This window comes from Saccharopolyspora sp. NPDC045941, assembly GCF_056431445.1.
In genome coordinates this window covers 1-16501 of sequence record NZ_JBWKKU010000011.1, presented here as the reverse complement: position 1 = coordinate 16501, position 16501 = coordinate 1, and the positions used below count along the sequence as shown (strand labels likewise).

15 protein-coding genes are annotated in these 16501 nt (G+C 70.0%); 3 read left to right on the top strand and 12 right to left on the bottom strand.

Features of this window, described 5'->3' with window-relative positions; all coding sequences use genetic code 11:
- Positions 1–80: 80 nt before the first annotated feature.
- The 12 genes from mftF to mftA form a co-directional block, all read right to left on the bottom strand.
- Positions 81–1547, bottom strand: a complete 1467-nt coding sequence (mftF, locus tag AC07FN_RS11250) for a mycofactocin biosynthesis glycosyltransferase MftF (protein ID WP_478395513.1) — start codon at positions 1545–1547, stop codon at positions 81–83.
- On the bottom strand, positions 1544–2323 hold the full coding sequence (locus AC07FN_RS11245) for a mycofactocin-coupled SDR family oxidoreductase (protein ID WP_478395512.1): 780 nt from the start codon (positions 2321–2323) through the stop codon (positions 1544–1546). The genes mftF and AC07FN_RS11245 overlap by 4 nt, the downstream gene beginning before the upstream one ends.
- Positions 2320–3048, bottom strand: coding sequence for a mycofactocin biosynthesis peptidyl-dipeptidase MftE (mftE, locus tag AC07FN_RS11240; RefSeq protein WP_132493443.1), 729 nt, complete (start codon positions 3046–3048; stop codon positions 2320–2322). The genes AC07FN_RS11245 and mftE overlap by 4 nt, the downstream gene beginning before the upstream one ends.
- Positions 3045–3944: a mycofactocin-associated electron transfer flavoprotein beta subunit gene (locus tag AC07FN_RS11235; RefSeq protein ID WP_478395511.1), complete on the bottom strand. Its 900-nt coding sequence runs from the start codon at positions 3942–3944 to the stop codon at positions 3045–3047. The genes mftE and AC07FN_RS11235 overlap by 4 nt, the downstream gene beginning before the upstream one ends.
- 108 nt (positions 3945–4052) lie before the next feature.
- Positions 4053–4355, bottom strand: a complete 303-nt coding sequence (locus AC07FN_RS11230) for a ferredoxin family protein (protein ID WP_363816748.1) — start codon at positions 4353–4355, stop codon at positions 4053–4055.
- Between the two features lie 13 nt (positions 4356–4368).
- Entirely contained in the window at positions 4369–5682 is a 1314-nt protein-coding gene (locus tag AC07FN_RS11225; protein WP_478395510.1) for an FAD-dependent oxidoreductase, read from the bottom strand.
- The gene (locus AC07FN_RS11220; protein ID WP_478395509.1) at positions 5672–6625 is read right to left on the bottom strand and encodes a mycofactocin-associated electron transfer flavoprotein alpha subunit; all 954 of its coding nucleotides are present in this window, start codon (positions 6623–6625) and stop codon (positions 5672–5674) included. The genes AC07FN_RS11225 and AC07FN_RS11220 overlap by 11 nt, the downstream gene beginning before the upstream one ends.
- Entirely contained in the window at positions 6622–8586 is a 1965-nt protein-coding gene (locus AC07FN_RS11215) for a mycofactocin system FadH/OYE family oxidoreductase 2 (protein WP_478395508.1), read from the bottom strand. The genes AC07FN_RS11220 and AC07FN_RS11215 overlap by 4 nt, the downstream gene beginning before the upstream one ends.
- Positions 8583–10547 (bottom strand): mycofactocin system FadH/OYE family oxidoreductase 1, encoded by a 1965-nt coding sequence (locus tag AC07FN_RS11210; RefSeq protein WP_478395507.1) that lies wholly within the window; start codon positions 10545–10547, stop codon positions 8583–8585. Before AC07FN_RS11210 ends, AC07FN_RS11215 begins: the two co-directional genes overlap by 4 nt.
- On the bottom strand, positions 10544–11737 hold the full coding sequence (mftC, locus tag AC07FN_RS11205; RefSeq protein ID WP_478395506.1) for a mycofactocin radical SAM maturase: 1194 nt from the start codon (positions 11735–11737) through the stop codon (positions 10544–10546). Before mftC ends, AC07FN_RS11210 begins: the two co-directional genes overlap by 4 nt.
- Before the next feature lie 14 nt (positions 11738–11751).
- Positions 11752–12078, bottom strand: a complete 327-nt coding sequence (gene mftB, locus AC07FN_RS11200) for a mycofactocin biosynthesis chaperone MftB (protein WP_435876213.1) — start codon at positions 12076–12078, stop codon at positions 11752–11754.
- Positions 12068–12175, bottom strand: coding sequence for a mycofactocin precursor MftA (mftA, locus tag AC07FN_RS11195; protein WP_478395505.1), 108 nt, complete (start codon positions 12173–12175; stop codon positions 12068–12070). The genes mftB and mftA overlap by 11 nt, the downstream gene beginning before the upstream one ends.
- 546 nt (positions 12176–12721) lie before the next feature.
- Here mftA and mdo point away from each other — a divergent pair.
- From mdo to AC07FN_RS11180, 3 genes are all read left to right on the top strand, one after another.
- Entirely contained in the window at positions 12722–14014 is a 1293-nt protein-coding gene (gene mdo / locus AC07FN_RS11190; RefSeq protein WP_132493451.1) for an NDMA-dependent methanol dehydrogenase, read from the top strand.
- 53 nt (positions 14015–14067) lie between these two features.
- Positions 14068–15231, top strand: coding sequence for an AAA family ATPase (locus AC07FN_RS11185; protein WP_478395504.1), 1164 nt, complete (start codon positions 14068–14070; stop codon positions 15229–15231).
- Between the two features lie 476 nt (positions 15232–15707).
- Positions 15708–16501: PAS domain-containing protein (locus tag AC07FN_RS11180; RefSeq protein WP_478395503.1), on the top strand; the 794-nt coding region annotated here is incomplete at its 3' end.

Sequence of the window (16501 nt, the reverse complement as noted above, 5' to 3'; positions counted from 1 at the left end):
CACACCTCCCGGATTTCGCTTCGCACAGCAGGAAAAATCGCCTGCGAGCTGGGATATTGCGGGGAAACCAACCGCCGCGCCTAGGGCCCGAAATGAGCCAGCCCACGCTCGGATCGTTCTCGGAATCGATGCCGAAAGCGTCCACACCGGAATCCTGCGATCTTCGGGACCAGCGGCGCGGGCGTGCACTGCCTCACCGCACCCCACCAGACTCCGGCCCCGTAGGCGAGATCGTCGAGCCTGCGCAAGGCGACGAAGGTGACCGGGTCCACTCGCGAACCCCTCCGGCTGCGCTCCACCAGTGCGTCCACAGTAGAGCCGAGGATCAGCAATCGCCGTGCCCGCCGACTGCTGATCGCCAACGCGAGCGCGAGAGGCCAGTGATGTCGGACACCGGCACGCAGCAGTTGGACCGCGGTGGAGAACAACCCCGCCAGGGTCAGCAGGCCTGCCGCTCGCACTGGGGTGTCGGCGTCGGGCATCCGCCGGGCCAGGCGCACTCCGGCCACGGTGGACAGCCCCAGGGCAGCGGCGACGGCGGCAGGCCTGCGGGTCAGCAGCAATCCGACGGCCAGCAGGGACCAGCCCGTCACGTGCATCGGTGGCACCTGGCCCGGATGCCTCCGGGCCAGCAACGCCGCACCCGAGCCGTAGAAGGCGCGCCGAGCAACCCACCGCACCAGGCCGGTGCGGTGGTCGTGAGCCACTTGCGCGGCGGGCACGTACCGGAGCCGCCACCCCGCGCGGTGCAGGCGCATGCACAGGTCGACGTCCTCGGCGACCCGGAGTTCTTCGGCGAAACCACCGGGAGCCGCCGAACGCCGCAGGACGATTGCCGCACTCGGCACGTACGCCACTTTGGACATCGGAATCACAGGAGCTTCAGCGGCTCCCAGGTCCAGGGGTGAGCAGGTCCGTTCGAATGCGCCGATACGGGTCTCCCGCTCTTCCGGTAGGGCAACGATCCTCGGCGCGACGAGGCCGACGCAGGGATCGTCGAACTGCGCGAGCAGCGGCGGTAGCCAACCAGACAACGGGACGGTGTCGGAGTCGCAGAAGGTTACGAATTCCTGCGCCGTCGCGCGCAGGCCCGCGTTGCGAGCCGCCGCCGGCCCACGGCTGGTCTCGTGCCGGACGACCTCGGCGTCGTGCTCGCTCGCCACCGCCCGGACCGCCTCGCCATCGCGGGACCCATCGTCGACGACCACCACCGGCACATCGGCGGTCGCCGGGTCGGTCCGCACCGCGCGCAACACCCTGGCCAGCATGTCCACCCGATCTCGCACGGGGATCACGATGGCGACCGATCGCGGTTGTGGGGGCGCGGGGCGGGGATGGACCACGCCCGCGTCGAGCAGTACGCGGGCGAGGCGGGCCGAGGTGGTGTCCCGGACAGTGAACGCCCCGCCACCGAGCAGGTCGGCCGCGCGGCGGTTCAGCCGCAGCAGGCGGGCGGGGCTTCCCCCGAACACCAGCGTCCCGTCTCGCGAGATCCTGGTCGCCTTGTCCAACTCGACGGCGAAGCCCGTTGGCAGCGCGGTGCTCATCCCATGAACCCCCCGTCGGCGTGCAGAACGGTTCCGTTGATCGCGCTCGCCTCCGGCGAACATGCCCACGCCACCGCCGCCGCCACCTCCTCCGGTTCCAGCAACCGGTTGACGAGTTGATGCCTAGCCAGATCGTCCATATTGGACAGGCCGTACAGGGCCGCGGTGGCACGAAGCATGTCCGTGCGAGTGGATCCGGGGGAAACCGCCACCGCGCCGATCCCGGTTCCCTGCAGATCGGCCGCCAGCCCCCGCACCAGTCCCAGGACCGCGTGTTTGGCCGCGCAATACGCTCCCAGGCGCCACAAGCCGGTGTGCGCCGCGGCGGAGGCGAGCGCGACGAACCGGCCACGACGCGGCTCCGGTGCGCCCAACATCGCGGGAACTGCGGCTCTGGCCAGGTTCAGCAAGCCGACCACGTCAGTGGCGAACAGCGCGTTCCACTGCTGGTCGGTGGTCTCCCACAGCGGTTGGCCGCCCAGGACCACGGCTGCGGCGCCTACCGCCGCGTCCAGGCGTCCGTGCCGGTGGAGTGCTTGCTCCACGGCGGCGTCGAGGACGCCCTGCTCGCGGACGTCGCCCGGCACGGCCGTCACGGTCCCGCTCTCCAGGCTCCGGAGCTGATCGGCGGTACCCAGCGGATACGGCACGGCCGGATCGTCCTCGCAGAGATCGACCGCGAAGACGTTCCACCCGTCGTCGCTGAGCCGACGCACAACGGCGGCGCCGATCCCACGTGCAGCGCCGGTGACCACGGCGGTCGGACGGCCGGTCATGACATGACCCCCGCCGGTGCCCGGACGAGGCGTCCTCGCCGCACGGTCCAGGACCGCACGGCGGCGCTGAGCCGGGTGGACATCTCGTTGAGCAGATTCTCGCCCTCGGCCGCCGATGCCCCACTGGGATCCCCCAACACGCCGTTGGAGCTGACGGCGCGAACCGATGTCCGCACCAGTTCGCCCATGAGCTCCTCGACCGGCTCGGTGCGTCCGGCGCGAGCGCGGTCGCCCCGTACGGCGAGCGGCCGAAGCGCCATGAGCATCGAGGTTTCGGTCCGCCCCGCGTGGGCGTCTCCACGTCCGACCGCGCACGGCCACCAGGCGACGTCGCGCCGCTCGCGACGCAGTTGCGCGACGGCCTCGGCCAGCGTCGCATTGTTGCCGCCGTGCCCGTTGACGATCAGCATCCGCCCGCACCACCGCGAGAGTGAGCGGCCGAGTTCGACCAGGAGCAGGTGCACTGCTTCGCACCCGATCGAGACGGTGCCGGGGAAACCCTCGTGCTCACCGCTTGCGGTGTAGGGCTGGGTCGGGGCCAGCAGGACGTCGGTGTCCGCGCCGAGTTCGCGCACCGCCTGCCACGCCACCGCAGTTGCGATGGAGCTGTCGGTGTCCACCGGGAGGTGCAACCCGTGCTGCTCGCACGAGCCGAGCGGAACGACGACGAGCGGGCGGCGGCCCTTGAGGTCCGGCCACGACTGCTCTGCGAGCAAGAGGCTCATGGCCGGCTCCCGTCGCTCTCCGACAGGTAGCCGCGCTCGCGGAGGTAGCCGAGCAGTTCGTCCACGGCCTCTGACGCGGGAAGCGGGCCCACGACGCGCACGGAGGTGCTCGCCTGGAACGCGCCGGTGAGTTCGACGAGCCGCTCCTGCGGCCGGTTCCCGGCCGGTGGTTCGATCGCGTGCGTGCGCGGGCGGCGCGGACCTTGCGCCAGCATCCTCGGCGACGCCGTTGCGGCGCTCGACTCCTTCACCACGGCGATTTCCCCGGATCGAGACGACAGCACCGCCGGCAGCGACGCCCGTCGCAAGCGAACTCCCGCGGCTTCCACTGAAACCACGGCTGGGCAGTTCACCTGCAACACCTCCCGCCGACCGTGGTCGAGACGGCGGTGCACCAGCAGGTCGCCCACCTCGCCGGGTTCCAGGCGCACCACGCCCAGGGCCTGAGCCGCCCCGAACTCCGCCGCGAGGAACCCCGGCACCGTCCCGGTTCCACGATCGACCGAGCGGTCACCGCACAACGTGAGGGCAGGCACGCCGTACCGCCGGCGCACGGCCGCCGCCAGGGACCTGGCCACCTGCCGCCCGTTGCCGACCAGCGCCGAGGCATCCGGAGCCGCGGCGTCGACGCGCAGCGCCTCGGCTGCTCCGGCGGCCAGTGCCGCTCGCAGCGCCGCGTCTGCTTCTGGTGGCCCGCAGGTGACCGCCACGACGCGGCCGGACCACTGGCCCGCCAGGCGCAAGGCGTGTTCCAGCGCGGCCTCGTCGGCGGCCGACACTCCGGTGTCGTGCACCCCGACCTGAACCGAGCCGGTGAGCGGGTCGACCGACGCCCGCAGCCAAGACCACTTCAGCGCGGCGACGATCACCGGACCGCCGGATCCAACCATGTCCATCAGGTCGCTCCTCGGAGCTGGTCTTCGACAGAAACTCTTCCAACGGACCAAGCCGCTTTTCCGCCGCGCGAGGTTCCGCCGCCGCGAGCGGAGTTCGAAGGCATGCGCTCAGCCGTTGCGGAACACGACGCCGTCACCGCCGTCGGGATAGGTCCAGGTGATCGCGCCCGACTCATTGCAGACCATGTAGCAGGTCCCGCACTCGAAGCACTGCTCGTAGTTGAACAGGATTCCGCCGTCGCCGGTCGGCACGAACAGCTTGGCCGGGCACGAGTGCACGCACGCCTTCGTCGTGCACGATCGGCACGCCTCGGAGTCGACGGTGATGTGCGCCCGCTCGGAAACCCGGAACTCCACGCCGTCCATCCGCTCTTCGAACGACGTCGGCGGGTAGCGGTCGGTACCCGTCATCGGTCACTTCCCTTCATCGAAAGGCCCGCATACCCGCCAGCGCGTCGCGGGCGAGGTCGGTGAGCTTGATCCCCCGTCGCCGCGCGGTCCTGCGCAGCAATGCACCCATCCGGGGCTTCGGTTCCGGGTTGTCCACTGTGAACAGATGCTGCAGGAAGTCGCAGACCAAGCCCGGATATTCGTGCTGAACACGTGGCGAGAGCACGAACCCCGGCGCCCGCCGGAGGCGCCGGTGGTCGGCCAGGACGAAGGTGTCGGCCAACCGCTGGCGGTACTGCGCCAGCCCCGCCACCGTCACGTCCCCTCGATCGAGCGCACGTGCGGCCGTTCGACCGGCGACCAGGCCGGAGCCGATCGCGAAGTTGACGCCCTCCAGCCAGATGCCCGCCGCCAGGCACATCCCGGCCGCGTCCCCGGCGAGCAGCAGCCCGTCGGTGGCCAGCCTGGGCATGTGGTCGTAGCCACCTTCGGGGATCAGGTGCGCGGAGTACTCCTTCAGCTCACTGCCCCGCAGCATCGGCGCTATCGATGGATGCGCCTTGAGCTCGGCGAGCAGTTCCTCAGGCCTGCGGCCGGACCTCGCCAGGTCGGACAGCGCAAGCACGAGCCCGATGCTGACGGTTTCCTTGTTGGTATAGAGGAAACCGCCGCCAGCGATCGGGCCGGTGCAGCCGACCATCTCGATGTCCAGTCCGTCATCCGGGCCAAGGCCGAACCGGTCCTCGAGGACGCCGCGCGGCAGCGCGAGGGTCTCCTTCACACCGAGCGTGTGGTGCTCGGCGTCGGCCGCCGGCAGCAGGCCGGCGCTCTTGGCCAGGAACGAGTTCACGCCATCGCAGGCGATCACCACCGGCGCACGCAGATCGCCGTCGGGCCGGTCGGTGCGGACACCGACGATCCGCCCGGTGTCCTCGCGGAGCAGTTCGGTCGCCACTGTGGAGGTGATCAGCTCGGCACCCGCCCCCACCGCCTTGCCCGCGAGCCAGGAATCGAAGTCCGCGCGGTAGGTGGTCATGCCGTTGTGCGGCGGCCCGCTCCAGTCCTGGCTGCGGAAGTCCACCGATATCGACTGCGTCGGGGTGAGCATCATCGTGCTGCGGCGGGTGATCCACCGCTGCACCGGCACCTCGCTCCACCACTGCTCGGCGACCTCGTCGAGGATGCGGCCGTAGACCACACCGCCGTAGACGTTCTTCGATCCTGGGAACGGACCGCGTTCCAGCAGCGCAACCCGGCGACCCGCGCGGGCCAGTTCCAGCGCCGCGGCGGAGCCAGCCGGTCCCGCACCCACTACCACCGCGTCGAACTGCGTCTCGTCAACCGGCACGGTGCCTCCCTCCCGCGAACGACTGCTCCGCCACCCCGAGCCTGCGGGCCAGTTCCCGCAGCACCTCGGGCGCGTCGGCGACGATGCCCAGATCGGCCATGGCGGTCATCGGGCACGACGGATCGGTGTTGATGCTCACGACGCAGTCGGGGTCGCCGAGCCCGCCGGTGTGCTGCGTGGCCCCGGAAATTCCGAACGCGACGTACAGCCGCGGGTCGACGACGACCCCGGTGGTGCCGATCTGGCGGGAGTAGTCCAGCCAGCCCGCGTCGGTGACGACCCTGGTCGCCCCGACCGAGGCGCCCAGGACTCGGGCCACCTCGCCCAGCAGCCGCATCGCCTCGGTTCCGGACTCCCCCGGTGGCACCAATCCCGCACCTCCGGCGAAGATCCGCGGCGCCTCACCGAGATCCATCGTGGACGGATCGGGCGGGAGAGTTTCGACCAGCCGCGCGTCGTGCCGGACCCGCTCCGGCACGACACGCGGCTCGATGCGCGGACGCTGCCGTCGCGCTTCGGCGCTCCGCGCATTCGGCGCGAGCGTGACGACCACGGGCCGGTCCACCGCGACGCGCAGTGCGACGCGATCGTCCAAGCGCGCCAGTTCCACTTCGTCGTCGCCGCATCGGGTCGCCCAAGCCAGCAGCGGCCGGTCCAGCTCCACCGCCAGCCGCGGGGCAAGGTCGCGGCCGTCAGGTGATGCCGGCAGCACCACGATCCGGTGGTCGTCCAGCTCCGGCGCGATGCTCGCGGCGAGGCCGCCCATCTCGGCCGGGCTGCTCTCGGCGATCACGACGCGGTCCGCGCTGAGCCCTTCGGCTGCTGCGCGTGCGCCGCTGCCGACCACCAGGGCCGTACCTCCGGCTTCTGCCACTGCTTCGTCTGCCCCGAGCGGCAGCGTGCCGTCGCGCACGACGATTACGGCGATCTTGTGCTGGCTCACAGCGCCACCCCCACTCGATGGCCCTCCACCACGGCGGCGTGCGCTCGGCGGGGGGCGATGCAGTCGCCGACGCGGTGCACGTCGAACGGGCTGCCGCGGAGTTCGTGCCACAGCTGGTCGTTCGGCGCCTGATGCGTCGCGCAGACGACCCAGTCGCACCGGCGCTCGCGCATCTGGCCGGTCGGGTGGTGCAGCAGTTGCAGGACAACGCCCCCGTCGTCCTGCCGACCGCAGCCCATCACCACCAGGTCGGTGGACTGGGTGATCCCATGCCGGTGGGCGCGGACGTTGAACGACTCCATGTCAAGGGTGATGCCCAGGTCTTGCCCGACGACCATGCCCGCGGTGACCAGCTCGACCGCACAGCCGCGCTCGGCCAGCAGCTCCGCGGTGGAGGTCGACTGGTGGAAGCCGAGGTCGTCGACGACGACCACGTCGCCATCGGGTTCGGCCCGTCCTTCCAGCACGTCGCGGACGTCCACCACCCGTTCGCAACCACCAGCCCAGTGCGGAGCCTGCGGACGGGCACCGGTGGCCAGCACGACCACGTCGGGGCTCTCAGCCCGGATCAGCGTCGCGTCGGCGCGCACCCCGGTGCGGATCTCGACCCCGTGCCGCTCGCACTCGGCAGCGAGGTTCCGCACCACATCGAGGAATTCCGCCCGGCTCGGCACGCTCGCCGCGACCGATACCTGGCCTCCGGTGCGCGGTTGTTCCTCCAGCACCGTGACCCGGTGTCCGCGCCGCGCGGCGACGGCCGCGGCCTGCAGACCGGCGGGACCGCCCCCGACCACCAGCACCCGTCTGCCGCGGACGGCCGGAGTCGGCAACGCGGTCGATTCCTTGCCAGCACGGGGGTTCTCGATGCAGCCGAGCCACCGGTTCAACCCCATCCGCCCCACGCACTCCTGGTTGCACGACAGGCAGGTGCGGATGTCAGTGGCCGCTCCGGCCCGCGCCTTGGCCGCGAAGTCGGGGTCAGCGATCTGCCCGCGCACCACGCCGACGAGGTCGCAGTGACCTTCCTCCAGCGCCCGCTCGGCCTGCTGCGGGTCCTTGAACCGCCCGACGCCCACCACCGGCAGGTTCACCCTGCGGCGCAGCGCGTTCGGGATGAACAGCGAGTATCCCGGCGGGACGTGCATCGATGCCTCGATCATGTACAGCGTCGAGGTGGCGACGCCGATCGAGGTGTTGATGTAGTCGACCTTCCCGGTCGCCTCGACTGCGGTGGCGATCTCCACCGCTTCGTCGATGGTCGTGCCGCCCTCGATCAGCTCGTCCCCGCAGATGCGCACCCCCAGCGCCCGGTCGGGGCCGATCGACTCGCGTACCGCGTGGATGATCTCGCGCAGCAGCCTCATTCGGTTGGGCAGGCTGCCGCCGTAGGCGTCGGTGCGCTTGTTCGTCGCCGGGGACAGGAATCCGCGCACGAGCGACGAGTGCGAGCACTGGAGCTCGACGCCGTCGAAGCCGCCTTCAGCGCAATGCGCGGCGACCGTGCCGTACCCGGCGACGACCTCGTTGATCTCGTGCTTCTCCAGCGCCTTGGGCACCTCGCGGAACATCGGGTCGGGTACCGCCGACGGCGCCCACACCGGCAGGCGTGAGTACATCGACGAGGCTTGACCGCCGTTGTGGTTGATTTGCGCGAAGATCGGCGTCCCGTGCGCGTGCACGGCCTCGGTGATGCGTCGGTAGCCGGGGATGACCGACCGGTGGAAACCGTGGATGAGCTTCTCGTACGGCCAGTCCGTCGGGTGGGTCGAGTGCTCCTCGGTGATCACCAGCCCGGCGCCGCCCGCCGCCCGCGCCGCGTAGTAGGCAGCGTGCTGCTCGGTCGGATGCCCATCTTCGGCGTAGTTGGTCAGGTGCGCTGAGAACACGATGCGGTTGCGCGCGACCACAGGACCGATCCGCAGCGGCGAGAACAGATAGCGGTAGCGTCCTTGACCACTCATGGGCCGCTCCTCGCGGGCGCCGGCGGTCCGGCTTCGGTGATGACGGGCATGCTGCCGACGCGCACGGCTGTCCGACGGCCTTCCAGCACCGCTTCGAGGACAGTGCGCGGCGCAACGCAGTCGCCGGCCCGGGGCGTGCCCTGCCGGTACAGCGACTCCTCTGGCAATCTATGTCCACAATGGATCACCACGGCGCACTCGACGGTGCGTCGCTCGGCGGTCCAGCAGTCCTCCAGCACGGCGCGACCATCGCCGACCTCCCGCAGCAGGCTGCGCAGTTCCCGGTGGACGCCGACGCGCTGGAGACGCGCGTTCGCGTCGGCCAGGTCCCCGGTGATCGCCAGCTTCGTGCCCGCAACCTGGTCCTGGGTGACCAGGGAGGTCCTCCGGCCGCGTTCGGCGAGCAGCTCGGCCAGCCCCACCCCTACCGCGTCGCCGATCGGGTCCAAGACCAGCACTGGTCCGGTCGGGAGGTCGTCGATGCGGAGCAGCGCATCGGCTGCGTCGAGCACGGTGGTGCCCGGCCGGATGTCGTAGTTCCTCGGCCCTGGCACCGATCCGGTGGTCAGCACCACCTCGATGCCCTCTGCCTGCGCACTCCAGAGGTGCGCCTGGTCCACCTCAGCGCCAAGGCGGACCGCGATGCCGAGCCGGTCGAGTTCCCCTTCCCACCACCGGATCGCGTCGGTGAACCGGTGCCTGCCGGGAAGCATCGCCGCCAGCCTTGCGGCGCCACCCAGGCGCTGCTGGCGCTCGGCCAACTCCACGGCGTGGCCGCGCTCGGCCAGAATCCGCGCCGCCTCCATCCCGGCGGGCCCACCGCCGACGACGAGCACGCGCTTGGGCGCCGGATCGGTGCCCGGCGGTGGAAGGTCGACGGGTTCGTACCCGCTCCCCGGTTCGACTACCGAGGAGATCACCGGATTCCGGTTGTCCCGCACCATGCACGCCTGGTTGCACAGCACGCACGGGCGCACCCGCTCGGGCATCCCCGCACGAACCTTGCGCACCAGATCGGGATCGGCGATCTGCGCGCGCGTCATCTCGACCAGGTCGGCCACACCGTCGTCGAGGGCCCACTGGGCGCGATCCGGATCCACAATGGAGCCTTGCAGCACCGTTGGCGTGCCGTGCGGCCGGACTTGGCGGCAGAGTTCGACGTTGAACCCCGGTTCGGTGTGCCCGTCGGGCCGGGTCGCCGACGCCGAGAACACAGATCCGCGCACCACGACGAGGTAGTCCACCAGCGGCGCCAACCGCGTCGCCTGCTCGGCGGCGGTCTCGGGTGTCACCCCCGCCCAGGGCGCCAGCTCGTCGCAGCTCAACCGGAGACCGAGCAGCGCGTCGCCGATCCGTTCCCGAACGGCGCGCAGCACCTCTTCGGTCAGCAGCAGCCCGTCCTCGCCGTAGCCGTCGGTCCGGTGGTTGGTCAGGCCCGAGTGGAACTGCCGCAGCAGCGAATGCTGCCCGGCATTGACCTCCACCCCGTCCAGGCCGCTGCGCACCCCGAGCGCCGCGGCATCGCCGAAACCGGCCACGAGGGCTTCGATCTCGCGCTCTTCAACCTCCATCGGCATCTCACGGCTGGCCGGGTCGGGGAACCGGGAAGGGGCCCACAGCGGCGCCTGGGAGAACGCCGACGACCCCTGTAGACCCGCGTGCCCGAGCCCGGCGAGGACCAGCGAGCCGTGCGGGTGGCAGGATTGCGCCACCCGCGCCCACCCCTCGGCGCACTCGGCGGCCAGCGGCGCGCGCTCGTAGGGCCAATCGGACGGGTGCACGCTGGCGATCTCGGTGACGATCACACCCGCGCCGCCGCGCGCACGCCGCTCGTAGTAAGCCGCGTGCCGGTCCGAGATCGCCCGCTTGCGACCGAGGTTGGTCTCGTGCGGCCCGAACAGGACCCGGCTCGGTGCCCGATGGCGGCCCAGTTCGACGGGCGTGACCAGCGACCGGCTCATGTCAGCCCCGCCAGCGGGCTCGCGTCGCAGGCGCGGTCGGGTCGGCGGGCCGACGGCAGCCCGAGCATGACCTGCTGCTGACGCGCGCTGGGCCGGGAGTGGTCCTGCGCCGGCCGCGGCGAGGCGCCCGGTTCGACCGCCGCCAGCGCGGCCGCGCCGTGACCCTTGACGCACTCCGGATCCGGGCCGTCCAGCGGCAACCCGGTGAAGAACTTCGCCGCCATGCACCCGCCCTGGCAGGCGTCGTACGCGGCACATGACGTGCACGCGCCTCCCGTCTGCGGACGGCGCAAATCCTGGAACAACGCGGAATCGCGCCACACCGCACCGAACCCGGCCTCGCGGATGTTGCCGGCGAGGAAAGCGTCGTGGATGGCGAAAGGGCAGGCGTAGACGTCGCCGACCGGGTCGATCAAGCAGACCACCCGGCCCGCCCCGCACAGGTTCAGACCCGGCAGGGGATCCGAACCCAGCGCGTTGAGGTGGAAGAACGAGTCCCCGGTCAGCACCCGCTCGCCGTGGTCGAGCAGCCACCGGTAGATCTGCATCTGCTGCTCGGCGGTCGGGTGCAGTTCGTCCCACACATCGGCCCCGCGCCCGGACGGCCGCAGCCTGGTGATCCGCAGCTGCGCGTCGAAGAAGTCGGCGATCCGCTCGAACTCGTCGAGCTGGTCGACGTTCTGCCGCGTCATCACCACGGAGATCTTGAAGCCGCGCATTCCGGCTGCGGCGAGGTTCTGCATCGCCCGCATCGCGGTGTCGTAGGACCCTGGCCCGCGCACCGCGTCGTTGACCTCGGCGGTGGCGCCGTCCAGCGAGATCTGCACGTCGACGTAGTCGGTCGCGGCGAGCTGCCTCGCGCGCTCGGGGGTGATCCGGAAACCGTTGGTGGAGAACTTGATCCCGACGTGGTGGGCAACGGCGTAGTCGACCAGTTCCCAGAAGTCCGGGCGCACGGTCGGTTCGCCGCCGCCGACGTTGACGTAGAAGACCTGCATCCGCTCCAGCTCGTCGATGACGCGCTTGATCTCGTCGGTGCTCAGCTCGTCGGGGTCGCGGCGCCCCGATGACGACAAGCAGTGCGCGCAGGACAGGTTGCAGGCGTAGGTCCACTCCCAGGTCAGGCAGATCGGCGAGTCGAGTCCGTGCTTGAACTGTTCGACCAGTGGTGGGACTGCGGCAGTGGGCATGGGAAACTCCCGGGTCAGGCGCGGACGATCATGTCCGCGCGGGCCAGCGACGCGAGCGCGCTGAGGTATCCGCGCTCCTCGTGCCGGGCGACGCCGTGGGCGGACAGCGCCGCCCGCGCGGACCGGTGCTTGTGCAGGCCTTGGACCACGGTCACCAGCAGCGGCGTCTTGAGGAACGACAACCGGCGGTTGCCGAAGTGGTAGGCCAGTGCGCCGAAGGGCTCCGGGCGTAGCGCCACGTTCGGGCTCAGCGCGTAGGGGCCATCCGGTTCGAAGGCGGGGTGGTCCCGCGCCTCCGGGGGCAGTGATCGGCCCCCGGAGACGCGGCGCTCAGTAGACACCGCACATCCCGTCGATCGACACCTCTTCGACGAGGAGTTCCTCGACCTCATCGGAGCCGAGGTCGTGCTCGGGCAGCTCGGCGGTCTGGTCGGACATGGCGACTTCCCCTCTCTGCCAGGCGGTCTCGCCGTGGTCGAACCGAAGCTAGCCCCCGGTTCCCAGCGGGTTCGCCGTGCTGACGGTCCGTCCCGGCCCATCCGGTCGGACAGGTGCGGACTGGACTCCGGGGCGGTGGTGCTGTGCTCGGTGCACCAGGCGGGCGCCGGGCGGAGAGAGAAGCTGGCGGAGCCTCGGCGGCCCGGGTACACCAGATTGGCTGGACCACCCCGGAACCGCGGCGCTAGCGGCCAGCGGGCGTCGTGCGCGATGTGAGGACTTCACCGAGCAATGCGACGCGGTGGTAGCACCGGCGATCCGACGGAGGTGGTACGCGCGGCCACCGACTTCGTCGAACGCCTGTCCTGACCCGCACCTGTCCGATCGGACAGGTGCCGCACTGCTTGGACGGCCGGTCTTGGGTGTCCACATCGGGGGTTTGCAGTCCTGCGCCTAGCCGCCGGCCGGCGCGACGACCTAGCGTCCCCACCAATCCGCGCCGTGACCCACGTCACGAGCGGAAGTCAGCTGGAGAGGAGACGCCGCATGAAGGTCGAGGAGCTGCTCAAGCCGTTCCCGCTCAAGGAGTTCCACCCGTTCCCGCGGGCCCTGATGGGCCCCGGGGCGCACGAGATGATCGGCCCGGAGGCGATCAAGCTCGGCTTCACCAAGCCGCTGGTGATGACCTCCGGCCTGCGCGGCACCGACATCGTGCACAACATCGTCGAGTCGCTGAAGTACCACGGCCTGGAGCCGGTGCTCTACGACCAGGTCGAGTCCAACCCCAAGGACTACAACGTCATGGACTCGGTGACGCTGTACCAGGAGAACCGCTGCGACAGCTTCATCTCCATCGGCGGCGGTTCCTCGCACGACGCCTGCAAGGGAGCCCGGGTGTCAGTGGCCCACGACGGCCGCAACGTCAACGACTTCGAGGGCTTCAACAAGTCGGAGAACCCGAACAACCCGCCGCACATCGCGGTGTCCACGACCGCGGGCACCGGCTCGGAGACATCCTGGGCCTACGTCATCACCGACACCACCACCGACCCGGAGAACCCGCACAAGTACGTCGCCTTCGACGACGCCTCGGTCACGAGCCTCGCCATCGACGATCCAGTGCTGTACTACGACTGCCCCGTCGACTACACGGCGCAGTGCGGTTTCGACGTCCTCGCGCACGCCTCGGAGCCCTACGTCTCGCGGCTGAACTTCCAGCCATCGCTGGGCAACGCGCTGCACGCGATCAAGCTCACCGCGCAGCACCTGCGCGAGGCGACGTGGAACGGCCAGGACCTGGCCGGGCGCGAGGGCATGATGTACGCGCAGTACATCGCCGCGCAGGCGTTCAACTCCGGTGGTCTCGGGATCATCCACTCGATCTCGCACGCCGTGAGCGCGTTCTACGACACCCACCACGGGCTCAACAACGCGATCGCACTGCCGCGCGTGTGGGCCTTCAACATGCCGGTCGCCTACAAACGCTTCGCCGACATCGCCAGGGCCATGGGCATCGACACCCATGGGATGACCGATGTGCAGGCCGCGGACGCGGCGCTGGCTGCGGCGATCCGGCTGCTGCGCGACGTCGGCATCGCGGAGCGCTTCGTCGACGTCAAGAAGGACACCTACTCCAAGAACCGGCTCGGCGAGGGGCCGACGAAGTACTACGAGCGACGCAAGGAGATCAAGGGCGACGCCGAAGACGTCGACGCCATCACCCGGCACGTGCTCGGTGACGCCTGCACTCCGGGCAACGCCAAGGAATGCACGTTCGACACGGTCCGCCCGGTCGTCGAGCACTGCATGACCGGCGACCTGGACGACCTGCTCAGCTGACCCGGCGTGGGGTGGCGGGCGAGCCCGCCGCCCCACCCAGAATCGGAGGAACCGTGCACGACACCACCGAAGCCCCGTTCGAGTCGGTGCAGGAGGTCCTGGACCGGTTCGCCGAGGGCGGCTACCTCGCCGACCAGCGCCTGGCGACCACCGTTTTCCTCAGCACCCGGCTGGAGAAACCACTGCTGCTCGAAGGACCCGCCGGCGTCGGCAAGACCGAACTGGCCAAGGCGCTGGCGACCGCGACCGGCAGGCGGCTGCTCCGGCTCCAGTGCTACGAGGGGCAGGACGAGACCAAGGCCCTCTACGAATGGGACTACGGAAAGCAGCTGCTCTACACCCAGATGCTGCGGGACAAGATCGGTGAGCTCGTCGCCGAGGCTCCGGACCTGCACACCGCGGTCGACGCGATCGGCGACCAGGACAGCGCCTTCTTCTCCGAGCGGTTCCTGGCCAGCCGGCCGCTGCTGGACGCGGTGCGCGGCGAGCAGCCCGCCGTGCTGCTCATCGACGAGGTCGACCGGGCCGACGAGGCGCTCGAAGCCGTTCTGCTGGAATGCCTCGGCGAGTACCAGGTCTCGGTTCCCGAGATCGGCACCTACCGCGCCGCGACGCCCCCGTACGTCGTGCTGACGTCCAACAACACCCGCGATCTGTCGGCGGCACTCAAACGCAGGTGCCTGCACCTCTTCCTGGACTACCCGGACGTCCAGCGGGAGCTGGAGATCATCCGCTCCAAGAACACCGGGCTGCCCGACGCCCTGGCCGCCCAACTCGCCGAGATCGTGCGCGACATCCGCGGACTTCCGTTGCGGAAGGCCCCCAGCATCTCGGAGACGATCGACTGGGCGCGCACGCTGGCCGTGCTCGGCGTCGACGAACTGGGGCCCGCCCTGCTGGCGGACACGGCGAACGTCGTCCTCAAGTACGAGCGGGATCTCGACCGAGCGCGGGAACTGATTCCCCAGCTGCGGGACCCCAATCGCGATGTGCCCGAGCGCCTGCACGGCCACGGGCATGGCCACGGGCACGGGCACGGGCATGGGCACGGGCACGACGGCGCGGAGGTGGACCAGTACGACGAAGGCAAGCGGGTCCGGGCCGCCATGGACCAGCCGGGCAGGCACGACGACGGCTACTACGGCGCGAGGACCAGCGGCCCGTTGCAGCGCTCCGGTGCGAACCGTTCGTCCGACGCGCGCAAGCTTCCCTTCTGAGCAGCCTATGGGGCGAAGTCAAGTGGCGGTGTTTCCGGTTTTGGGTGTGCGGCAGCGTCCCCGCGTGGGTAATCGAGATTCCGGAGAGAAGCCTTCGAGTCGTTACGAGAAACCCGTAATCGAGGAGGAAGTGGTGTGCGGTATTACTGAGCTTTTTTCATCCTGGCTGATCCGTCGCCGCGATGCCCGACGCCGCACGTCGACGGGGTGTCGCATGCGCCGCCAGGCGCATAGCCCACCTACGCAGCTTGCACCGCCGCGGGTTCTCAGCGTTCGCCTGGCGAGGACGGCCCAACCGCCGTGTATTGGACATACATCAGGTTGGGCACCCGGAGTCCAGGCGGGCGCTGTAACTCCCGCAGGGGGGCCGCCACCTGCACCGCCACGCAAAAAGAGGTTGGAAAAGGCTCACTGGGACAACGTTGTGAATTCTCCGACCTCGTCATACGCCTCATATCCCGACGGAGTTTCCGACCATGCATTCGCCACGTGAGTTCGACTATCACGTCAGGCTTGCCGGAGACTTGATGAATCTTGCGCTTGAACAGCGCCGCTGGGATGACACCGCGCAGGCTCAATGCGCAGCGCACGGCCCCACCTTGCCCGATTCACCGGCAGCCCGCGCAGGCCCACCTGTTCCGACGACGCCGGACAGGGCGGGCGGTGTGGAGTGGCATGCGGTTTTCGATCAGGCGCCCGTTCCCACCGCGGTGCTTGATGTGCAGGGCCGCCCCCAGTACGTCAACCCGGCGCTCTGCAATCTACTGGGCCACGGAGCCGCAGACCTACTGCAGCCGCGCCCGCACGACACCTTGTGTCCAGGCCACGCGGTCCTGCAGAACGCCGTTGTCCGGGACACCCTCGCGCGCGGACACGCTGTGGCGGAAACGTGGTACCACAAGCCCGACGGCCAGACGATCTGGGTGCGGCTCTCAGGTTCGGTCATCAACGATACCGTCAGCCGCCCGTGCTCCGTCCTATTGCAGGCAGAGGACGTCACCACCCGCCGTAGCTGCGAAACCCTGTGGGACCAGTGCTTCGCCACGGCGCCGATCGGGATGGCCCTGCTGGATCTGCAGGGGTATTGGACATCGGTGAACGACACATTATGCGACCTGCTGGGTTACCGTCGCGATGAAATTCTCGCAATGCACTTTTCCGACCTGACCTACCCTGGCGATGAAGAGCAGGGCGACACCGCCCTCGCCGATCTGCGTGCGGGCCGCACAAAGACCGTCAGCACGGAAAAACGCTACCGGCACAAGGACGG

Excerpts from the sequence above, each read along its gene's own strand:
- AC07FN_RS11230 (WP_363816748.1), bottom strand. The coding sequence starts at position 4,355 with ATGACGGGTACCGACCGCTACCCGCCGACGTCGTTCGAAGAGCGGATG.
- AC07FN_RS11210 (WP_478395507.1), bottom strand. The coding sequence starts at position 10,547 with ATGAGCCGGTCGCTGGTCACGCCCGTCGAACTGGGCCGCCATCGGGCA.
- mftA (WP_478395505.1), bottom strand. The coding sequence starts at position 12,175 with ATGTCCGACCAGACCGCCGAGCTGCCCGAGCACGACCTCGGCTCCGAT.
- mftF (WP_478395513.1), bottom strand. The coding sequence starts at position 1,547 with ATGAGCACCGCGCTGCCAACGGGCTTCGCCGTCGAGTTGGACAAGGCG.
- AC07FN_RS11245 (WP_478395512.1), bottom strand. The coding sequence starts at position 2,323 with ATGACCGGCCGTCCGACCGCCGTGGTCACCGGCGCTGCACGTGGGATC.
- mftC (WP_478395506.1), bottom strand. The coding sequence starts at position 11,737 with ATGCCCACTGCCGCAGTCCCACCACTGGTCGAACAGTTCAAGCACGGA.
- AC07FN_RS11215 (WP_478395508.1), bottom strand. The coding sequence starts at position 8,586 with ATGAGTGGTCAAGGACGCTACCGCTATCTGTTCTCGCCGCTGCGGATC.
- mdo (WP_132493451.1), top strand. The coding sequence starts at position 12,722 with ATGAAGGTCGAGGAGCTGCTCAAGCCGTTCCCGCTCAAGGAGTTCCAC.
- AC07FN_RS11235 (WP_478395511.1), bottom strand. The coding sequence starts at position 3,944 with ATGGACATGGTTGGATCCGGCGGTCCGGTGATCGTCGCCGCGCTGAAG.
- mftE (WP_132493443.1), bottom strand. The coding sequence starts at position 3,048 with ATGAGCCTCTTGCTCGCAGAGCAGTCGTGGCCGGACCTCAAGGGCCGC.